The sequence below is a fragment of the Psychrobacter sp. 1Y4 genome (genome assembly GCF_051847555.1).
Map to the genome: position 1 here is coordinate 119,679 of NZ_JBPYDE010000007.1, position 21,120 is coordinate 140,798.

The following is a 21,120-nucleotide window of genomic DNA, read 5'->3' on the forward strand; positions in this document are numbered from 1 at the left end:
TGCCTATCATCACTTTCACGTTTTTTAAAATGCTCAATATATTACTCAACATTACTAATAAGCGCATAAATACGCTGGTTGAGCCAACTGTTTTCGGCATCATTTAGCGCAATCGGGCGCTCTGATCCATAGTAAACGGTCTTAATACGATCAGGATCAATATTATGTTTCATGATCATATAATTTTTAATCCCTTCCACACGGTATCTTGATAATGTTTGATTGGCGCTAGTTTCTTCACGCTTGGATATATGCCCTTCAACACGCATGACAGCGTCCAAATGATCTTGCATTTTTTTGCCTGCGTTATCTAGCTGTTCATAATACTCACTTTTTATCTCACTGCTATTTTCATCATAATAGGCTCTAGCTTCCATCATAAATTCGTTTTCACCAAAAAGTAAGGAATGGGGACAGCCTCTTTCATCGATGACTACATTCCACGGCGTAGCAGGACATTGGTCGATGTCGTCAGGAACGCCATCGCCATCTGAGTCTAAAATCGCTGGAACGACGAGCGCTACGATAGGCGCTTGCTGATTAGCCGCTACTAATTGTGGCGTAGTTTGACATGCATATAAGTTCAAAGCGCTGCTAAAAATAATAATCGCCGAATATATACTTTTTTTCATAGCAAACTCCTTTTCAGTTAAACTCCACTCGCCTGCTTCGCAAATAGCCGCATTAATGGCTTAATCTTCCCCACACGGTACATACCTTCGCTACGTATCTGCTGGATGGGACGTAGCTGAGCGATGTCTCCTGCAAATAGCCAATTAAGCGCTGAAAAGCTATGCATCATTAGACTATTATGGGGACGGCGCAGACGCTCATAAGTACGTAGGGTTTGATTGGTGCCCCAAAGCGTACTGCCACTACGGGCAAAGTCATGCATCAGCTGTTCACTTAGCGCTTGAACATCGAGCATCCCTAGGTTTAGCCCTTGTCCAGCGAGTGGATGCACGCCATGCGCAGCATCACCAATTAATACCAAATTATCAGCGACATAACTCTTCGATTGTTGCGCGGTCAGTGGAAAGCTGGCGATTGATTCAATCTTATGGATAGCGCCCAGCTCGTAATGACAGGCAGCAGCCAGTTTATCAGCGATGTAGCGCGGCTCTTCTTCAAGCAATGCTAATGCTTGATTGCGCGGTAGTGTCCAGACAATCGACTGCCAATGTTGCGGACTGGCTTTATCTTCATCAGTGATATCCGCTAATGGCAACAGTGCCAGCGTGCCGGTCGGTAACATGGCTTGGCGGGCGGTGGCTTGATGGGGTTTGGCAGTTTGAATCGCACAGCAAATCGCCGTTTGATTATAATCAAGGATGTCAATCTCAATCCCGGCTTGCTTACGCACAAATGAGCCACGACCATCTGCACCAATCAACAGTTGGGCATCGATAGCTGTATCATTATCTAAAGTCACACGGTAGCCTTGCTGTGCTCCTAACCAATCCATTCCCACAACTTTATGTCCAGCGATGACAGTCAGATAGTCACTGACATCTTCCTCAGACAGACACTGCCACAAGGCATACTCGATGACCGCTGGTTCAACCATACTGCCAAGTAGCTCTGGCGCAATGCTCTCACTATCGCCAAATAATAGCTCGCCTATGCCATTGAGCTGCCATACCTGCATCTGCGAGTAATCCGCCTTGCGTCCAGATAGTGCTATCTTTTGCCAAGCGCCTACGTCTTTTAGCAGCACAATACTGGCGATGCTCAGCGCATAAACGCGGGCATCGCGGCGGCGTAGCACTTGCTGCCATGCAGACTTATCTCGGACAGGACGCGCATCGATTAAGGTCACGGGCATTTTGGCCTGCGCCAGCTTTAGCGCCAGCGTCGCACCGACGATACCGCCGCCGATAATGAGTGTATGGTTGTTTGTCATAAGTTAGCTCTCGATATCAGGACGTGTTAGGGCGTGTCTTCAATTCAATTGATAGTTATCTAAATGGACTAAAAATAGCGCATCACTTTAGTTATGGATATAGTCGTTCTACTATAAAATAAACACAGTGCTACTGGGATGGATTTTATGCAGCCTCTGGAGTGATGAAGTCACATAGCAAGCAAAGAAAACTTATACCAGTAGCACGCTGGCATAGCTGTATTCTTCTTATTTAGGATTAACTATATTACGATTTTAAACCCATCGCATAATTTGCCACCAGCGGCTTAATGTTGGGCAGCTTATCAAAAGCAATCAAAGCAACATTACGCGCCAGCTTTACTGCTGGATTGGGATGAGTAAAGCCATGAACGACCGCATCGCAAAAGCGAATAACGCGTTTTTGATCGCTTAGACGCGCTTTTTCATAGCGTTTAAGCAGCGTTGGGTCGCCGATATCTGCACCCTTAAGGACTTGTGCACTCATCATTTGCGCTAATACATGTGCATCACGCATACACAGATTAAAGCCTTGGCCGGCCACAGGATGCAAGGTATGAGCAGCATTGCCCATGATGACGCAGCGACCATCTGCTTGCTTATCTGCCAGTACGCGTGTCAGCGGATAAGCACCGCGGCGACCAGCAGCGACAAACTTGCCAGCACGCTCACCAAATGCTTGCTGTAAGGTCGCCAAAAAATGCGCGTCGTCTTCTAGGTATTTATCTTCTTCACCTGTTGGACAGACCCAGACCACCGAGCGTCTATAGCCCTTTTGGTACTCATCATTGCCGTCACCTGCTGGATCGGTCAAGGGCAACACTGCAAGCGGCCCTGCTGGACTAAATCGCTCAATCGCTTTATGCTCATGCGGCTTGTCTGTCTCTACCACACCGACGATAGCGGTTTGCTGATAATCATAGGTCGTCGTACCAATATCTAATAACTGACGCACGGTAGAGTCCCGCCCATCACAAGCAACTAACACACTGGCCTCTAGTTGTTGTTCGTGCTCTGCTTCGCCATAATAGCTAAAGCTGAGCGTTATACCATCGCTCTGTTGTTCCACGGCAATGACACTAGCATTATCAATCAAAGTAATTAGCGGTTCTTGCTGAGCCGCCAGTAATAGCTTACGTCCAAGCCAAGCGTTTTCCATCACTTGTCCGAATGACTCTACCTGCTCTTCTGCTTTATTAAGCTGTGCGCGCCCAAAGCTACCTTGCTCACTGATTTGCACGGCATCAATGCGGCAGGCATGACTTTGCAGCTCATCCCACAATCCTATCTCTTGGTAAATCTGTACTGTGCGCCGTGATAATGCTGTATTGCGACTGTCTAAATAATGACTGCGCGTACTGTCATCATTTGGGCTAATAGTTGGGTAGCTCATCTTTTCTAGCAAAGTACTGGCGATACCATGATGGGCCAGTAACAAAGCAAAGGATAACCCTACATGACCGCCGCCTGCGATCAGTACTTGCTGCTCAGTCATGGCCATTTTATTATTTTTCGTATCGAAAGTCTGATTGCTGGTGCTCGATTGCATAGCATTTGTCTGCGCTGACATATTTGAATGAGTATCTTGTATCATTATTATTCCTATTGGAACTGATTGGATAGAGCTGTTATACACGCTTACTAAGTATTTTTTACTGCATTATTGACAATGATTCAACCGATTTTGAGGCATTTATATAACGACTAGGCCATGTTTTGATAGCTGATAGATTACCACAAATTGCCCAAATCTCTGTGTCCTTTACAGTAAGCTTAAACCGATGTCGTCCATCAACAATTTTTTCATACAACAGAAAACTGATAACCAGTGTAAGTGTTGCAATCCCCATACAAAAACCAAGCTATCCGGCCTTAGGTATGGCTTGAAATTTAAAAACTATCAACCATAATAAAGGCAGGATAGTTACTTATCACCCTTTATATATCTAACAATTTTACTGTCGTTTTTCTACTACTCAAAATTAATAAGTTTCTACCATTGTTTTATTTATTAAGACCCTAGATTCGCTGATATCTAAGAGCATCATTGGGAACAAATACAAGGATAATCGCTTGACTGATTCTATGAACCGCCGTATAAAGTTTGAATCATTGACGCCAGCGCAGCTCAAAACTGTGCTTGGTGAATATAACAATCACATGAAATACCTACAAGACCGTCTCGATATCAAAATCAGCCAACGTCAAGGCGACTTTTGCCTGAGCGGTGATGTGACTGCTGTTGAACGCGGTGAACGCATCATTTATAAGCTGGTTGACGAAGCTCAAAACACCAAAGATATCAGTGCAGAAGAGTTGCATCTTATCATTCAGTCTAGTATCTCGCGTGAGCAAGATAGAGAAGATGAACAACAAGAGCAAGCTGCTGATAACGAAGACGATTTGGATAATTTGGAGTCGGCAAGTGACTTTACCCCCATCAGTCTACGTACTCGTAAAGGCAAAATTATCCCACGCGGTGGCAACCAGCAGCGTTATGTAAAAAACGTGCTCAGCTCCGATGTATCGTTTGGTATTGGCCCTGCCGGTACGGGTAAGACTTATCTTGCGGTAGCCTGTGCTGTCGATATGATAGAGCGTAATGAGATCGAGCGCATTTTGCTGGTCCGTCCAGCGGTAGAAGCTGGGGAGAAGCTGGGCTTTTTACCGGGTGACTTGGCACAAAAAATTGACCCCTACTTACGCCCTTTATATGACGCACTATATGAAATGCTTGGCTTTGAAAAAGTTGGCAAAATGATTGAACGTCAAATTATCGAAGTTGCGCCATTGGCCTATATGCGTGGGCGCACGTTAAACAACTCATTTGTGATTTTAGATGAAGCGCAAAACACCACACCTGAGCAAATGAAAATGTTTTTGACACGTTTAGGCTTTGGCTCGCGAGCCGTCATTACAGGGGACATCTCGCAGGTCGATCTGCCACGTGGTACTAAATCTGGACTGACGCAAGCGCTAGATATCTTAAGCGGTATCGAAGAGATCCATATCACTCGGTTTGATTCAAAAGATGTGGTACGCCATCAGTTGGTACAACAAATCGTTGAAGCTTACGATGTGTTTGACAGTGAGCAGTTGATATTGGAAGAAAAACGCAAACAAGAGCGTATTGCTGAGCAAGAGCGTAGACAAGCGGTGGCGGATGCAGTCTCCAAGCTGTAGCTAAGCATCTTTAAACAGTGTACGTCTAACTCAAAAGACCGGATTACTAAAAATAGTGATCCGGTCTTTTAATTAACATTAAATAAAATTAGTCTTGATAAGCGTAATATAATGAGTTCAGTACAAAAACGATACAGTGGGACTGGGATGAATTTTACGCAGCCTCTGTCGGCGCAGGCACAGCACGCAAGGAAAATTTATACCAGTTCCACGTTGACATACAATGTATCTGTTTTATTTAGAATCAACTATACCTCTCCTTAAGGTGAAGCTATGAACCAATCTAACAACGATAATATAAACGTACTAAAGACAAGTGAACTAGACAAGGTTGAGCTTGATGTCAGCGCTATTGATAGTATCGATGAGGGGTTAATCAGTTGTTACTATAGTGAAGAGTGTCTATTACCAATCATAGTAGCGACTTTAAAATATATAGATAGACATATCGAGAACGGACTGACGCTCCCCTACTTCGCTAATATCAGCCTTGAGATATGGCAGGATAAAGTCAAAGCGTTGGATGTATATATTACCGACAAGACTGAAGGTCGTGAACTGAACCTAGAAGCGCGAGGCAAAGATTACGCAACCAACATTCTGTCGTACCCAAGTGAGATGCCAGCTAATATTATCGAGCTAATGCCAATGCTGCCACTTGGTGAGCTAATCATATGTCATGACGTCGTGGAGTGCGAAGCAGTAGAGCAACAAAAAACAGTGGAACAGCACATCAGCCATCTACTAATACATGGCTTGCTGCATCTATTGGGTTTTGATCACGAGCTTGGACAGGCCGAACAAGATGAGATGGAAAGGTTTGAGATAGAGGTTTTGGCAAGTTTGAACCTACCAAACCCCTATCTACCAAACGTTTGATTTTGACGAGGTCAGTTTTTTGACCTAATCAATCTCTTAAAACAATCAGTCCTTGGTCATGGGCAGTTTTTGTGATTGGCCCATCTGGTTAATCATCTGATCCAAGCCTTTAACATGGACACTGCGCTGCGGGAATGGAATCTCGATTTTTTCATCATCCAGCGCATATTTAAACTGCTCAAGCAAATCACACTGCATGGTCCACCAATCTGCATTGGTTGTCCAAACATTTAGCGTCAGATCAACAGAATTATCACCCAGATTGGTCACTCGTACAATAGGCTCAGGGTCAGTAAAGGCCATCGGATTATTTCTGGCCAAGCTTAGCATCACCTCTTTAGCGGTTTTAATGTTGGCATCATAGCCAATACCGACCGTGATATCGACGCGGCGATTGGGCAATGCAGTATAATTGATTACAGCTGATGTGGTGATATCGCCATTTGGGATGATGATATCGTGATTGTTTATCGTAGTTAGATGAGTGTTAACCAAAGTAATTTCAGTAACTGTCCCTGTGTAACTGCTAATCTGTACATAGTCACCAGTTACAAACGGCCGAAAAGTCACAATCATAATGCCAGCGGCAAAGTTTGACAACTGATCTTTTAACGACAAACCAATCGCGACCGCAGCACCGCCCAAGATAGCAACGACTGAGGTGGTTTGTACGCCAACTTTGCTCAGTGCGGCTAAGACCACAATGACCAGCAATACGCCGTATATAAGACGACCTAAGAAACTGGCGACAGTATCATCCAAACGACTACGTAGCATGATACGATGAGCAAATGTCACGGCCTTTTTGGCAAGCCAGCGACCTATTACAAATATTAGTATCGCTAAAGCCACTTTAAACATTAAGCTTAATGCATTATTCGTTAATGTCGCAACATCAATAGTAAAACCTAAAAATTCCATACCGACTCTTTATTTTATAGCTTCGTTTGTTTATCAGATTTACGGTCACAATTAGATACCAGTTATCTCTTTAATGACTCTGGTATCTTAACCTGCTTATGCCAATGGTTTGTATTCTGTTTTATCTAACGGTTCTTTGATACCCTATCTGTAAACCCACTGCTCTTCACTTACTTACTCTTAATAGGTGACTTCTACTTTATCACTATAACGATAGGTACGTATCAAACGCAGCTCGACAATATCCTTCATATCTACAGTAAACTTCCCAAAAGGTGCAGCTTGGCGTACTGATTGCTTGGCGGCTTCATCTAATATCGTTGAGCCTGAACTTTCAAGCAAACGGATGGCTTTGATGTTGCCATCGTTACTAATAATCACCATAAGGCGTACTTCACCTGTGATACCTTGGGCACGCGCCTGAGCCGGATAGTGCAAGTTGCCAACCCGTTCGACATGCTCACGGAAGGTTTCGATATAATCTGCTGCAGCGCCGCGTGTCGTCGAGTTACTATCAATGGTCACCACTTTAGATTTGGTGGCATATATCTGTTGACGCTGAGACAACTGAGCCTCTAAAGTTGCAATCTGCTGCCGTAGTCTCTCTTCTTGCGCCATCATATCATCTTGTGCTTGCTTGCTGTCATTATCTGCTTCTACATCGGCTTTACGCCAACTCAAAGTAGTACGTAGATAGCTTTCTTGATAACGCTGTTGACGTACTTGGCGCTGCAGATTGATAGCATCTTGCGTTTTACTTATCTGCTCTGATGTTAATGGACTCGTTTGAGTGCTTTCTTGTCGCACTTGTTGGCGCACTGAGCCTCCACCTTGCTGTGAAGCATTAGCAATATAATGAGCATCTTCGTTTGGCTGCATATTATCTGTCAAAGCTTTTGCCACATCTTGCATCAACGCAGCAGGATCTTGTCCCATAGAAAAGCTGATACCAAAGATAAGGACAGCATGTGTTAACAACGCAATAACAATAGCAACGGGTAAGCTAAAATCACGCGTCGCAGTTTGCGCAGAAAAATGATAGCTTTGAGAGTCTTTAATATGGGCCACAATCAATCTCAAATTATAAGCGTAAAAACACCGGACATCATTTTAGTCTGATTATTCCGCATCATGCAGCTCTCTTATAAGCAATAATTATGCCGACCAATCATGGTATTCGCGCTATCATAACATGGGCAGCAGTTATGTCGCTATACGACACTTTATCATAATCAAAGTGCAAATAAAGCTTGTGACTAAAAGCCTTGCGACCAACTTGTGCTTGCTTGACACTCTTCGTTATGTTTTTTAGGTTATTTGCTACAATATAAGGCCTTGCGTTTTTTGGTATGCTATTTTGCTATATACTATTTTCACTCGTCATAGTGCTATCTACGCTATCGATTAGCGTCTGACGATTAATCATCTGGTAAAAACAATCCTACTATAATCATAAGGATAACAAGTTTGAGTAACTTCGATAACTTCGATAATTTCGATGACTTCTCCGATAATCTTGGCTATCAATTCAACGAGTCGTTTAGTGACGGTTGGGAGGGCCTAACCCAAAGTATTAAGAATATTTATAATAAAACTGCTGATAAGCTGGATGATGAATTGGCTTTGCCAGTTGCCCAAAAATACGTCAACGATGCGCTGCAAAAGTTCGTCACGGACAATGTCAAATCTATTTTAGAGTTGAGAGTCGAGTTACACGATGATTGGTTTCGCCTATACTGTACAGTAAATGCTGCTGGCATTTATGCTGAAGTAGCTGGTAATTTTAGTTTAGTACATGCCCAACTTGATCGTAATGTGCAGCGTTTTGTGTTTGGTCAGTTGACCTATACAGATGTGCTTAACTTACGCTGCGAATCATTCTTAAAGCTTCAAGGTATCAAACTTGCTATCTGGTTTTATCATAGCGTCCTAAAAAAAGACCCTTTAGGCGTAATTTTAACTTATATCAATATCGCCCGTGCTAAAGAAGATATCATTTATCTCGATATCAATCGCTGGCTTAAGAAGAACCAAAAAATCATGAGTACCCTACACAAGGTACAGGTAAATTACGGAGAGGTTGAAGAAGATCAATTGATTCTAAAAGCGCAGATCAATTATCGCGACTTATTGGGCAGTAGTAGTGGCGAAGATATCATTGGTGATGATGATGAACCCGAATTAATGCATGGACCTATCAATCCTATAAATGACGCAACTGAGCCCAGTACAGAATAGCTACGATCTATATTACAGCTTTTATTGGGTAACAAAAAACGCTGCCAATGGTTAGATTGCAGCGTTTTTTTAATCATTTGTCATTTCTCTCAAAGCCAATGACTTATCTATCGATTACCAATAGTTTTCTACTGCAATGTTTCCTTCACCGCGGCGGTTCATAACAAAGCCTAATTCTTTCAAGGTCTCTTTGGTATCTTCCACCATTTCTGGATTACCGCACAGCATCACATGAGCGCTATCATTATCTAGCTTTATGCCAGCCTGCTTCTCAAGCTCACCATTTAGTAATAATTGTGGCAAACGCTCGGTAAGTGCACCCTCCATAGGTTCACGAGTCACAATCGGCACAAAGATTAAGCGGGCAGGATCATCAACTAACGAACCAAAATCAGCTTGCAACTGCTTTATCTGCTCAACGTACGCCAGCTCTTCTTTTGAGCGCGCACTATAGGCTAGGACGATATGCTCGTAGTCTTGCCATGTTTGCAAATCTTGTAGCATCGACAAAAAAGGTGCCAAGCCAGTGCCAGTTGCAAGCAACCATAAATCTTTTGGTAACGGCTGTTGATAGCGAGCCAAAGTTAAAAAGCCAAATGGCATAGTATTGAGGAGTAACTCATCTCCCACTTGGAGATGCTGCAACTGTGAGGTAAACGCCCCATCAGGAATCACAATAGAGAAGAACTCCAGCACTTCATCAAACGGTGAAGATACTATCGAGTAAGCGCGGAATATATCCTCGTCCGGCGCGGCGTCAGTTACTTGGCTTGGTGTCTTGTCTTGCTGCTTGTAGTATTGTAGCTTACTAGGATTGACGCCCAAACGTACAAACTGCCCGGCAGTAAACTTAAAGCTGTCTGGACGCGTTACGGTAAAGCTAAACAGACTGGGTGTCCAAGTGGTCTTACTCAGTACTTTAACGGTTTGAATATTGTCTTCACTCATAATAATTAGTCACTTATATTTTGTTAATTTTTGCGTGGTTATTAAAACGAACAAATAAAAAAGATGCGCCAAGCTTATCATAAACTCAGCGCATCTTGGTTTTCTATCAGTAACTGCTACAGCGCAGCTTAAGTTAAGCTTATTAAGCCTCTTTATATATAGCTTATATTACCAGATACGAGCCATACTCGACCATACAATCATACTGTTGGGTAATATACCAAAGAAAATAATCACTGCGGTCACACCGATGACCATCAGTCCACCCATGCGAATGCCCCATTGTCCTGCCACATCAAACTCAATAAACTCTTTTGGACGTTTAAACAGTGTCAGCATGACACGTAAATAGTAGAACAACCCGATAGCACTACCCAAAACAATCATCGCAGCCAAGAACCAGTTCGTACCCTGAACAGCTGCCAGTATGGCAAATAGCTTGGTAATAAAGCCAGCCGTCAATGGAATACCAGCCAATGAGAGCATCATAATTGTCATAACAGCCGTTAGTACCGGACGACGCCAGAACAATCCTTGATAATGTATCAGCTCATCAGCTTCACCGGCCAATCGATAAGGGCTAGACATTAAAGTCACAACACCAAACGCACCGATAGAAGTAAAGGCATAAACGGCCATATACATACTAGTGATGCTATCAGCGGCACTACCAATACTAACGATTACAATCAGCACATAACCCATATGAGCAATAGAAGAATACCCCAGTAAGCGCTTTAAATTGGTTTGACGTACTGCCAATAAGTTTCCGACCAAAATAGACAAGGTTGCCATGACCATAATTAGTATCTGTACTGATGGTAATGCCAATAAAGCCGTATCAATCAAAAAGCGGACAGCAAGTGCCATCATAGCAACTTTAGAGACTGAAGCCAGATAAGTCGCTATAGGAGCTGGCGCTCCCTCGTATACATCTGGCGTCCACATATGAAAAGGAGCTGCTGATAGCTTAAAAGCAATACCAAACATCATTAATGCCGTACCCAATATCAGTAATGGTGATTCAAATATATCACCCAATACTAAGCTAATAGGTTTGAATGCCAATGAGCCAACTTGGGCATAAATGAAAGCCATCCCCATCAATAAGGTAGCAGAGGCAGTCGCTGACAATACTAAGTACTTAAGCCCCGATTCAAGTGAGCGATTACGTAAAAAAGTATAAGACAGCAGACCATATAGCGGTATAGACAACAGCTCTAAGCTCATAAAGAATGCCGCCATATGCTGCGCCGATACCATTAAGAGCGCGCCAGTGGTCGACACTAACATCAGTAAGTACAGCTCATCTTTATTGTCTTTAAGATTGGCCAAATACGCGTAAGCTAATGTACAACATGCCAATGCACAGATAAAAATAACGACCATATTAAACTGAGCAAAATTATCGATTACAAATAACTGCTCAGCGCTTGGCAATGCATATCTGCTGTCTACTACTCCTCCTATTTGTGCAAGTAGGATAAATAGACCAACGTTTAGTCCAGTCACGGTAATAGTGCCAGTGATAACATGCGAGCGCTTAATAGTAATCGCAATCATGGCCAATAACGTTGTAACCACTACTGCAATGATTGGTGCATAAGGCATTAGCCCCATCAAATCATTCATCGTAATATCATTCATGACTTAACGTGCCTCCATTGCATCAAGTAACTGTGACGCATCTACTTGAGTGATTTCACTGTAGACATATGCATTATTAATCCACTGCATGGCTTGACTTGATGTATCCAGTATCGGCTGCGGGTAAAGGCCAAGCCATACCAATCCAGCCGCTAACATCAGTAGTAATGACAGCTCACGCTTGCCCAGGTCTTTTAATTTGCGTGTTGGCAAACCATGTGATTTGGTCTCGTGCAACGCCACCTCTTCGATATTATTAATCCCAAACAGTGCGCGGTAAATTAAGATTAAAGAATATAAACCAGCCAACACTAAGCTAAAGGTTGCTAGTACTACAAATACGGGGTACTGAGCAAATGCGCCAAATAAAATCATGAATTCACCGATAAAGTTACCTGTACCAGGAATACCTAGAAGTGCCGCGCAAAAGAACATTAATATCGGAGCATAATAACGAAACTGTCCCCACATACCGCCCATCAAAGTCAGATCGCGAGTATGTAGACGCTCATAGAGCTGCCCTGCCATGATAAATAGCGCAGCCGAGCTAAGCCCGTGCGCGAGCATCTGAATCATTAAGCCTTGCAGACTGAGTAATGTGCCTGCATAAATCGCCAAAACCACAAAGCCCATGTGCGAAATACTGGTATAGGCAAGCAAGCGCTTCATATCGGTTTGCATAAAGGCAAGCCATGCCCCATAAAAGATACCAATCGTACCTAACGTAATCGCAATCGGTGCAAACTCTTGAGACGCTGCAGGAAATAAAGGTAATACAAAACGAATCAAACCATAAGCTGCTGTCTTAATTAGTACCCCTGCCAAGTCCACCGAGCCTGCTGTTGGTGCCTGCGCGTGAGCATCAGGCAACCAGCCATGAAAAGGAATAATTGGCAACTTGACGGCAAAACCAATAAAAAAGCAAAGCATGATTGGATATTCCCAGCCGCCAAGTGGCGTACCGAGCAAGTCATTATAATTAAAGCTAACCACACCGCGATTGGCATAATTGAATAGTACTAATAACAAGATACCAATGAGCATGATAAGCCCAGAAGCTTGGGTATAGATAAAGAACTTGGTGGCAGCGTATTCTTTAGTCTTACCACCAGCGACATCATGACCCCAGATAGCAATCAAGAAATAGATAGGAACCAGCATCATCTCCCAAAAGAAAAAGAAGAGGAACATATCAATCGCTAAGAACACGCCTATAACGCCGCCCAAACTCCATAACAAGTTCAGATGAAAAAACCCAACACGGCGTTGAATCTCATTCCATGAACAAGCAACAGCAGCAACACCAAGTAACCCTGTCAGTGCAATCATCAGCAGCGACATACCATCTATTGCTAAATGAAAGCTAATACCAAAACTTGGTATCCATGGCACATTATATTCAGCGACCCATGGCACAGCAGATTGCGGTGCTATGACTTGCTTACTCATGCCTGAAAAGTCGCCATACTGCCATAATACAAGTGACAACCCAAAGGTCAGCATCATGCCGATCAAAGCAATCCACCGCGGCAGACGCTTGTTTATTCGCTCAACCAACCAGCATAACAACCCTGCAATAAATGGAATTGCAATCAATGCTGGCAGCATCCACGTTTGTTGTAACTCTATCATCTTATACCACCATCATCATTACCAGCACTAACAGCACAGCCATACCCAAGCCAAAACTTGCAGCATAACCTCGAAGTGACCCTGTTTGCGTTGCAGACATCGCTTTGTTCCCTGCTGATGCCAACATAGGTAATATGTTCCATGTTTTATCAATGGGATCGGCTTTAAATAAGCGACCAATGAATAAAAAGGGTTTTACAAAAATCAAATCGTATAGCGCATCAAAGCCCATACCGTTATAGCACCAGTAATATAGCGCGCCACCAATACTTGATTGTTTAAAGCGCGATAACATCCGGCCCTTATCAACCACATATAATAAAGCGGCTATTATCAATCCAGCCAGCATTGCACCCATCGCGATATATTCCGCCGTATGTTTGGCGTGCGCTTGACCTGCAACTTCTAATAAATGCCCTACGCTCTCTGGCAACACACCTTGTAACGGTGGCGTTATGAGTGCGCCCACTGCCGTGGATAGTACTAACAGTACAGTCAATGGCAACCAATACGACACACCAGATAACTTATGTGCAGGTGTTTTCTCTTCGCCAAAAAAGACAATCCAAATCATACGGAAAGTATAGATTGCCGTTAAGAATGCACCGAATACACCCATATAGAATAAGACTTGATGACCAGTAGCATAGGCCTCCCAAAGAATGGCTTCTTTGGAGTAAAAACCTACCGTCACCCAAGGTATGGCTGCAAGCGCACCGCCACCGACGATATAGCACCAAAATACCAATGGTATCTTTTTGCGTAAGCCGCCCATCTTAAAGATATCTTGCTCATGATGGACTGCAAGGATGACTGCACCTGATGATAAGAATAGCAAGGCTTTAAAGAAAGCATGGGTCATCAAATGGAAGATCGCACCTTGCCATGCACCAACGCCTAATGCTAAAAACATATAGCCGATTTGACTCATGGTCGAATACGCTAAGATACGCTTGATATCTGTTTGCACTAATGCGCAAAAACCAGCGACAACAAGTGTCAACGCGCCTACTGCCCCGACCCAATATAAAAGAATACCAGGAGTCAAAATAAATAACGGATGCATACGTGCGATTAGATAAACGCCCGCGGTCACCATGGTCGCTGCGTGAATCAAGGCCGAAACGGGTGTTGGGCCTGCCATCGCATCGGCAAGCCACGTATGTAGTGGCAACTGTGCGGACTTACCCATTGCACCGCCAACCAGCATCATAGTAGTCAACATCATCGTTGGATTGTTAAGATCAACCATCTCTGGCGCTCGCGTAATAATCTCTTGAATATTGAGCGTACCAAATTCACGAAACAGTAAAAACAGTCCAAATGCTAAGAAGACATCACCGACACGAGTAACAGTAAAGGCTTTCATCGCAGCTCGGCCATTGGCACGATCTTCAAAGTAAAAACCAATCAATAGGTATGAGCAAATACCTACGCCTTCCCAGCCAAGATAGAGCAGTAATAAATCGTCTGCGAGTACCAGCAACAGCATGCTGGCGACAAATAGGTTCATATAACTAAAAAAACGGGCAAAGCCTTTATCACCTTTCATATACCAAGCGGCAAACAGATGGATTAAAAAGCCAATACCAGTAATAATCCCAGTCATGGTCAATGCTAAACCATCAAAGCTTAGAGCAAAGCTTGGTGCAAAGTCGCCAACTTGAAACCACGTCCATAGCGGTACTTGCACGACCGTACCTGCTGGATTGTCCATTAAAAAAGCATAACTGGCAACCAAGGTACACAATGCTGATAACAGCATGCTTCCAACACCGACGAATGCAGCGGCTTGCTCAGTCAGCTTGTCACGCATAAAGGCTAATATTAAAAAGCCAATGAGCGGAAGTATAAAGGTTAATGGTAATAAACTCATGACATCATCCCTTCATCTCATTGGCGCTATCGACATCGAGATGTCCACGCTTATGGTAAAACTGTAGTAATATCGCTAAACCGATGGCTGCCTCAGCGGCGGCTAATGTCAATATAAAGATAAACATGATCTGTCCGTCTGGGTCGACCCAGCGGCTACCTGCCACTACAAATGCTAATGCCGCTGCATTCATCATAATCTCAAGACTCATTAGCATGAATAAAAAGTTACGACGTACCATGACACCGCATAGTCCAATAGCAAACAATACACCTGCCAAGATGAGTCCATGACTCATAGGTATCATACCCAGTACGCCCTGCGCCTCAGCAACTGGCTGCACGAAGCCTGCTACTTCATGGGCAAACGGGACGGTGGACACATCTTGTGCCACGCTCGCTGCTAATATCATCAGTCGGACTCCTTACGCGTGACTCGTTGCACACCTACATAGTCATGTGGATCTACTTCTTTGTATTCGTATGGTTCAGCTATTCTGACAGCTTCATTATCTGCATAACTGTCATTACTCTCATGTTCTATGATATTACCCACACTTGGATGAAAGTTTTGGCTATCGTTACCAGTGATCTCATCATCTACAGACTCTTTGCCCAAATGATAAGCAGCAACTAGGGCTGCCAATAATAGCAGCGCGGCTACCTCAACCAACATGACATACTTAGTAAACAGTGCCGTACCAACCGCTTTGGCAGAAATGGTCGTACCGCCAATCATGGCGACTTCATTATGGTTAAGACCAATCATCGCATACAGCACAACCGCAATAATTACCGTCAATCCAGTTGGTACTGCCCATGTTCCTGCATTGAGCCAACGCTCTTCACGAGCATCATTAGCCATACCAAGATTGAGCATCATAATCACAAAGACGAAAAGCACCATAATTGCGCCAGCGTATACAACGATCTCAAGCGCCCCAGCAAAGGGCGCACCCAATACAAAAAATATACCGGCTATCGCTAACAATGATACGATCATTGATAAAATAGCATGTACTGGGTTGGCATGAGTGACCACACGCAGACTAGCAAAAATAGCGACTGCCGCAAGTGAATAAAAACCTGCTAACTCAGGGTTGTTTAAGATATTCATCATGGCAACAAGCTCCGAAGATCAATAGGTGCGGCTTCATTTTGTGCAGCCCCTTTTGGTTTATCTGCCACGGCCATACCAGATACGCGATAGTAATTATAATCAGGATACTTACCTGGTCCTGAAATAAGTAAATGCTCTTTTTCGTAGACCAAATCCTGACGATTATACTCACCCAACTCAAAATCTGGTGTCATTTGAATTGCAGTCGTTGGACACGCTTCTTCACATAATCCACAAAAGATGCAGCGTGAAAAATTAATTCGAAAAAACTCTGGATACCAGCGTCCATCATCACGCTCAGCTTTTTGCAACGAGATACAACCAACTGGACACGCCACTGCACATAAGTTACAAGCAACGCAGCGCTCATCACCGTCTGGATCACGTGACAATATAATACGTCCACGAAAACGCGGCGGTACTGGCACAGGCTCTTCAGGATACAATATTGTATCGCGTGGCCTAATCGCATGGCTATTGACCATCCACATGCTGCGGACAATGGTAAAAATACCAATGACAATCTTTTTTATCGTAGTAAACATGGGATTATTATCCTTATCAGCATTACTTTAGATCTTTACCAAAACTACAGTGCTGGAGAAAACATCAATATAACAGCAGCAGTAATCAGTAGATTGATCAAAGTAACTGGCAGACAGACTTTCCAACCAAAATTCATCACCTGATCATAACGCGGACGCATGAGTGAGCCTCGAGCCAAAACAAACATGGTCATAAAAAATAGCGTTTTTATCATGAACCAAAAAGCTGGCGGGATAAATGGAATATCTAAATTAAAGGGTGCAAGCCAGCCCCCAAAGAACAAGCAAGTCATCAGCGCAGAGATGAGTACCACATTGACATACTCACCAATAAAGAACATGCCAAATTTCATACCTGAGTATTCGACATGATAACCTTCGGCAAGCTCTTGCTCTGCTTCTGGCTGATCAAATGGATGTCTATGCGTCACTGCAACACCAGCGACCACAAAGGTTAAAAAACCAAAAAACTGCGGAATGATATACCAGCCATCAATTTGTGACTCAACGATTTCGCGCAAATTAAAAGAGCCTGTCAGTGCAACCACACCCATTAATGACAAGCCTAAAAACACCTCATAGCTAATTGTTTGTGCTGCTGAACGCAGGCCACCAAGTAGTGAGAACTTGTTTGCAGAAGCCCAACCGCCAAACATAACCGCGTAGACAGCTATACCTGCCATGGCAAAGAAAAACAGAATGCCAATATCCCAATCAGCAACACCAAGCATTGGCGAAACAGGGATAATGGCAAATGAGGCCAACGCAGTGAACATAGCTACTGCAGGCGCCAAGGTAAACATAAACTTATCGGTAAATTTTGGTATCCAATCTTCTTTAAAGAAGATTTTGAGCATATCGGCGACCAGCTGCAAAGAACCAAAAGGCCCAACACGATTAGGACCATAACGATCTTGCCATAGTGCTAACATACGACGCTCGTAGACAATCATAATCGCGGCTACCAAAACGACGACCAAAAAAATCATCAAAGACTGCCCGACCAAAAACAGGATAGACCAAGTGTCAAAGGTCATGCTGTCAGCCAAAAATGTTGGTACATCAGGAATAATACGGGTCACTTGCATATTACATCTCCTGTGTAGTGGTCGGAGCTATCGTTGTTTGGGTTGAGCGATTATCATCAAGACCATTATAAGCTTCACTAGTATGAGTCAAAGAACGGTCATCAGCCATATCGCCTACCATCGTTACTGGTGCATCTACTTTTTGTACCGAAGCTGGCATTGATGGATGAATGATGTTTACTTGTCCAACTGGATAGCCGATACAGCCTTCTGCTAAATAACCAACAAGCTGAACGGGCAAGATAATTTGTTGCTTATTGATCTCAATAGCTAGGTAATCACCAGTCGCGATATTCCAGTCTTTGGCATCGTCAACACTGATATGCCACGCTGCTACAGGTAATTGCTCTGCAACGATTGGACTGCGTGATGCCATTATTGAGCTGGCGTAGATATTATAAATAGGTACTAATTTGGCTTGACCTTGCGCTATGTCTGTCGTTGTGATCGAACTTGTTTCTGGTGCGATATATTGACGTTTTGAGAGACGCTCTGTCGTATCGAACAAACGTACGCCTGGGTCACCGTTTTTGAGATGACCGCCAACTTTATCTTGATACTTGTTCCATGCTTGTGGAGAATTCCAACCTGGCGCATGAGCAAAAGGAATCATCGAGCTTGGGGTTTGTTTGCCACTATAGCCTTCCATCGAAAAAGTTAAGCTGGTATCCCAGTCTTTTGGCTGCATTGGTTCATGCACAGATATTGGCGCACGCATTGCGGTGCGACCAGAGTAACGACGCGGCTGACGAGCAATCTTAAGACCTGTGATACGATAATCAGCATTAGGAGCTGCGTCCTTAATACCAGCAAGCTTAGGATGAGTCGCTACTAGGGCGTTAATTACATCATCTAGCTGTGTCCAGTCAACATCTCGACCTTCCAAGCTGCTATGGACCGCATGCAACCAGCGCCAGCCTTCTTTAATACTGCTCATCGGATGGTAGTAGTTGTTATCGTAAACTTGGAAAAAGCGCTGAGCACGGCCCTCGCTTGACACCAAAGTACCATCCGCTTCAGCAAAGCTTGCCGCTGGCAATACAATATCGACATCTTTGTGCCAGTCAAGCAGCTGATGATCTAAAGCAATGACTGTCTTGTCAGCGAGCAACTGTGTTAGTTTGTTGGCATCGATCGCATCAGTCAGCTGATTTTCGGCAACGATAACAACATCAAAATCAGTGGCCAATATTTCTTCTGTAGATTGACCACCAAGTAGGCAAACACCCATACTATTAGCGTCTGGAACCGCTAAATAAATACCGGCTTGTGCATGATAACTGTCATTTGTCTCTTTTAGCTCAAGACTATTTTCTCTTAGCTCATCGCTGTCGGCAGGCTCACGCTTAATATCATCTTGTGCGTCTTTATCAGTACCAGTATTCGGTTTTTCTGGTTTGGCTTTGAGCTCTTTATCTTCTTCAGGCTGATCGTCCGCTGCCTGTGCCTGAGCGGCGGTAACCTTAGCGTTATGTGCTTCAACTTGTTGTTGCTCGGTTGCTTTGATAGCCACTCGTTTTTGCGTGAGTACCTGAGTAATCTGTGCCGCTGCTTCTATCAGCGCAGTCGATGATAAGCTGCTACCTGAGACGACTAGTGGCTTTTCTGCTTGAATCAAATCATAGGCGATCTGCTGAGCCAGTGCCTGCATACCGTCAGTATCAGCACTGACATCTGTATCTTGTTGTTCAGTCGCTTGTGGATCTTGAATTTGTTTTAAATCATCTGCAAAATTAGCAATCTCATTAGCCACTTTAAAGCCGAGCTTGATAATATCTTCTGGCGTTGCGACCACACTAGCTTTACTGATGTCTTCAAGCTTGGTCTGGGTCACATCAATCACATAGACTGGACTTAGCGCATCTTGTGCAATACGCTTAACCGGTTCAGCAAGCCAAGCCTGTGTTTTCAGTGTGGCGGCCATTTTTAGGCCTTCGTTTTTTGCAGCTTGACGTACTGATAATGCGACGCGCGATGAGGTTTGCGTGATATCTTCACCCAAAACCAATACTGCGTCATGACTTTCAACATCCGTCAGACTCGGGTTGTAGATACCTTCAGTACTGAGTACTTCGATACATTTATTAACCAGCGCTTGTTGTTGATGATTGAGACCCGTCGAGAAGTTATCGAAACCTACTAGGTTTTTTAGCGCAAAGTTGGTCTCTAAGCTGGCACGTGGCGAGCCAATACCAATGACCTTTTTGTCTTTAATACGCTTGATAGTTTCGTCTAAGGCATAGTCAATATTGATTTTGACGTGTTTATCATTGATACGCTCGAGCGCTTGGGTAGGACGATCAGCACGGTTGACATAGCCATAACCAAAACGACCACGATCACATAAGAAGTAACGGTTTACTTCACCGTTATAGCGGTTTTCAATACGGCGTAGCTCCCCATAGCGCTCACCTGGTGAGATGTTACAGCCAGCCGAGCAGCCGTGACAGATACTAGGCGCATACTGCATATCCCATTTACGGTTGTAGCGCTCAGAATGGGTTTTATCGGTAAATACACCAGTGGGACAAACTTCGGTTAAGTTACCTGAAAACTCACTTTCAAATTGGCCATCTTTATCACGGCCAAAATAAACGCGGTTATTTGAACCATAAACACCCAAATCCTCGCCACCAGCGTAGTCTTTATAGAAACGTACGCAGCGATAGCAAGCGATACAGCGGTTCATTTCATGCGCAATAAACGGCCCAAGCTCTTGATTATGGTGCGTGCGTTTGGTAAAGCGGTAGCGACGACTGTTATGACCTGACATATAAGTCATATCTTGCAAGTGACAATGGCCACCTTCTTCACAAGTTGGACAGTCGTGCGGATGGTTGGTCATCAGTAGCTCAATCATCGACTTACGAAACGCTTTGGCTTCATCATCGGTGACTGAAATGTACATATCATCGTCTGGCGCAACCATACACGACATCACAAGACGACCTTTACCCGCTTCCATATCTTCTTTATTCTGATACTGCTTGACGGCGCACTGACGACACGAGCCCACTGAACCTAAGGCTGGATGATAACAAAAGTATGGCACATCAATGCCGAGTGACAAGCAGGCTTGTAGCAAGTTGTCGCTGCTATCTACTTCGACAGTGGTCCCATCAATATGTATGACTGCCATGC

The 21,120-nt window shown here is 43.9% G+C and carries 17 protein-coding genes; 3 read left to right on the top strand and 14 right to left on the bottom strand.

All coding sequences use genetic code 11. The annotated features are described in order from the left end of the window. Positions 1–41: 41 nt before the first annotated feature. The 3 genes from ACS8FC_RS07955 to ACS8FC_RS07965 all read right to left on the bottom strand — a co-directional run bounded on the left by ACS8FC_RS07955 (position 42) and on the right by ACS8FC_RS07965 (position 3,404). A complete protein-coding gene (locus ACS8FC_RS07955) occupies positions 42–632 on the bottom strand; it encodes an OmpA family protein (protein WP_439296406.1) in 591 nt (196 codons plus the stop codon). A 17-nt stretch (positions 633–649) separates the two neighbouring features. Beyond that, on the bottom strand, positions 650–1,903 hold the full coding sequence (locus tag ACS8FC_RS07960) for an FAD-dependent monooxygenase (protein WP_439296407.1): 1,254 nt from the start codon (positions 1,901–1,903) through the stop codon (positions 650–652). 247 nt (positions 1,904–2,150) lie between these two features. Next, positions 2,151–3,404 carry an FAD-dependent monooxygenase gene (locus ACS8FC_RS07965; RefSeq protein ID WP_439296438.1) on the bottom strand — a complete coding sequence of 418 codons (1,254 nt, stop codon included), beginning with the start codon at positions 3,402–3,404 and terminating at the stop codon, positions 2,151–2,153. A gap of 584 nt (positions 3,405–3,988) precedes the next feature. On the opposite strand from ACS8FC_RS07965, the gene ACS8FC_RS07970 reads away from it, so the two are divergent. Together ACS8FC_RS07970 and ybeY are read left to right on the top strand one after the other, a co-directional pair. After that, positions 3,989–5,086, top strand: a complete 1,098-nt coding sequence (locus tag ACS8FC_RS07970) for a PhoH family protein (RefSeq protein WP_439296439.1) — start codon at positions 3,989–3,991, stop codon at positions 5,084–5,086. 273 nt (positions 5,087–5,359) lie between these two features. Beyond that, positions 5,360–5,965: an rRNA maturation RNase YbeY gene (gene ybeY, locus ACS8FC_RS07975; protein ID WP_439296408.1), complete on the top strand. Its 606-nt coding sequence runs from the start codon at positions 5,360–5,362 to the stop codon at positions 5,963–5,965. A 45-nt stretch (positions 5,966–6,010) separates the two neighbouring features. On the opposite strand, the gene ACS8FC_RS07980 is transcribed toward ybeY, so the two are convergent. Continuing rightward, positions 6,011–6,886: a mechanosensitive ion channel family protein gene (locus tag ACS8FC_RS07980; RefSeq protein WP_299219117.1), complete on the bottom strand. Its 876-nt coding sequence runs from the start codon at positions 6,884–6,886 to the stop codon at positions 6,011–6,013. Positions 6,887–7,066: 180 nt separating this feature from the next. Beyond that, a complete protein-coding gene (locus ACS8FC_RS07985) occupies positions 7,067–7,954 on the bottom strand; it encodes an energy transducer TonB (protein ID WP_439296409.1) in 888 nt (295 codons plus the stop codon). Positions 7,955–8,353: 399 nt separating this feature from the next. On the opposite strand from ACS8FC_RS07985, the gene ACS8FC_RS07990 reads away from it, so the two are divergent. Beyond that, positions 8,354–9,124: a hypothetical protein gene (locus ACS8FC_RS07990; RefSeq protein WP_439296410.1), complete on the top strand. Its 771-nt coding sequence runs from the start codon at positions 8,354–8,356 to the stop codon at positions 9,122–9,124. A 114-nt stretch (positions 9,125–9,238) separates the two neighbouring features. On the opposite strand, the gene ACS8FC_RS07995 is transcribed toward ACS8FC_RS07990, so the two are convergent. From ACS8FC_RS07995 to nuoG, 9 genes are all read right to left on the bottom strand, one after another. Further along, on the bottom strand, positions 9,239–10,072 hold the full coding sequence (locus ACS8FC_RS07995) for a ferredoxin--NADP reductase (protein WP_439296411.1): 834 nt from the start codon (positions 10,070–10,072) through the stop codon (positions 9,239–9,241). 168 nt (positions 10,073–10,240) lie between these two features. Next, positions 10,241–11,719, bottom strand: coding sequence for an NADH-quinone oxidoreductase subunit N (locus ACS8FC_RS08000; RefSeq protein ID WP_439296412.1), 1,479 nt, complete (start codon positions 11,717–11,719; stop codon positions 10,241–10,243). Positions 11,720–11,722: 3 nt separating this feature from the next. Further along, on the bottom strand, positions 11,723–13,351 hold the full coding sequence (gene nuoM / locus ACS8FC_RS08005) for an NADH-quinone oxidoreductase subunit M (protein WP_058368355.1): 1,629 nt from the start codon (positions 13,349–13,351) through the stop codon (positions 11,723–11,725). A gap of 1 nt (position 13,352) precedes the next feature. After that, positions 13,353–15,227, bottom strand: a complete 1,875-nt coding sequence (nuoL, locus tag ACS8FC_RS08010; protein ID WP_439296413.1) for an NADH-quinone oxidoreductase subunit L — start codon at positions 15,225–15,227, stop codon at positions 13,353–13,355. A gap of 4 nt (positions 15,228–15,231) precedes the next feature. Continuing rightward, the gene (nuoK, locus tag ACS8FC_RS08015; RefSeq protein ID WP_439261304.1) at positions 15,232–15,540 is read right to left on the bottom strand and encodes an NADH-quinone oxidoreductase subunit NuoK; all 309 of its coding nucleotides are present in this window, start codon (positions 15,538–15,540) and stop codon (positions 15,232–15,234) included. Between the two features lie 98 nt (positions 15,541–15,638). Next, positions 15,639–16,346 carry an NADH-quinone oxidoreductase subunit J gene (gene nuoJ / locus ACS8FC_RS08020; RefSeq protein WP_439261226.1) on the bottom strand — a complete coding sequence of 236 codons (708 nt, stop codon included), beginning with the start codon at positions 16,344–16,346 and terminating at the stop codon, positions 15,639–15,641. Next, positions 16,343–16,891 (bottom strand): NADH-quinone oxidoreductase subunit NuoI, encoded by a 549-nt coding sequence (gene nuoI, locus ACS8FC_RS08025; protein WP_058368352.1) that lies wholly within the window; start codon positions 16,889–16,891, stop codon positions 16,343–16,345. Before nuoI ends, nuoJ begins: the two co-directional genes overlap by 4 nt. Positions 16,892–16,935: 44 nt before the next feature. Then, on the bottom strand, positions 16,936–17,928 hold the full coding sequence (gene nuoH, locus ACS8FC_RS08030; protein ID WP_439296440.1) for an NADH-quinone oxidoreductase subunit NuoH: 993 nt from the start codon (positions 17,926–17,928) through the stop codon (positions 16,936–16,938). A gap of 52 nt (positions 17,929–17,980) precedes the next feature. Continuing rightward, on the bottom strand, positions 17,981–21,118 hold the full coding sequence (gene nuoG, locus ACS8FC_RS08035; RefSeq protein ID WP_439296414.1) for an NADH-quinone oxidoreductase subunit NuoG: 3,138 nt from the start codon (positions 21,116–21,118) through the stop codon (positions 17,981–17,983). Between the last annotated feature and the right edge of the window lie 2 nt (positions 21,119–21,120).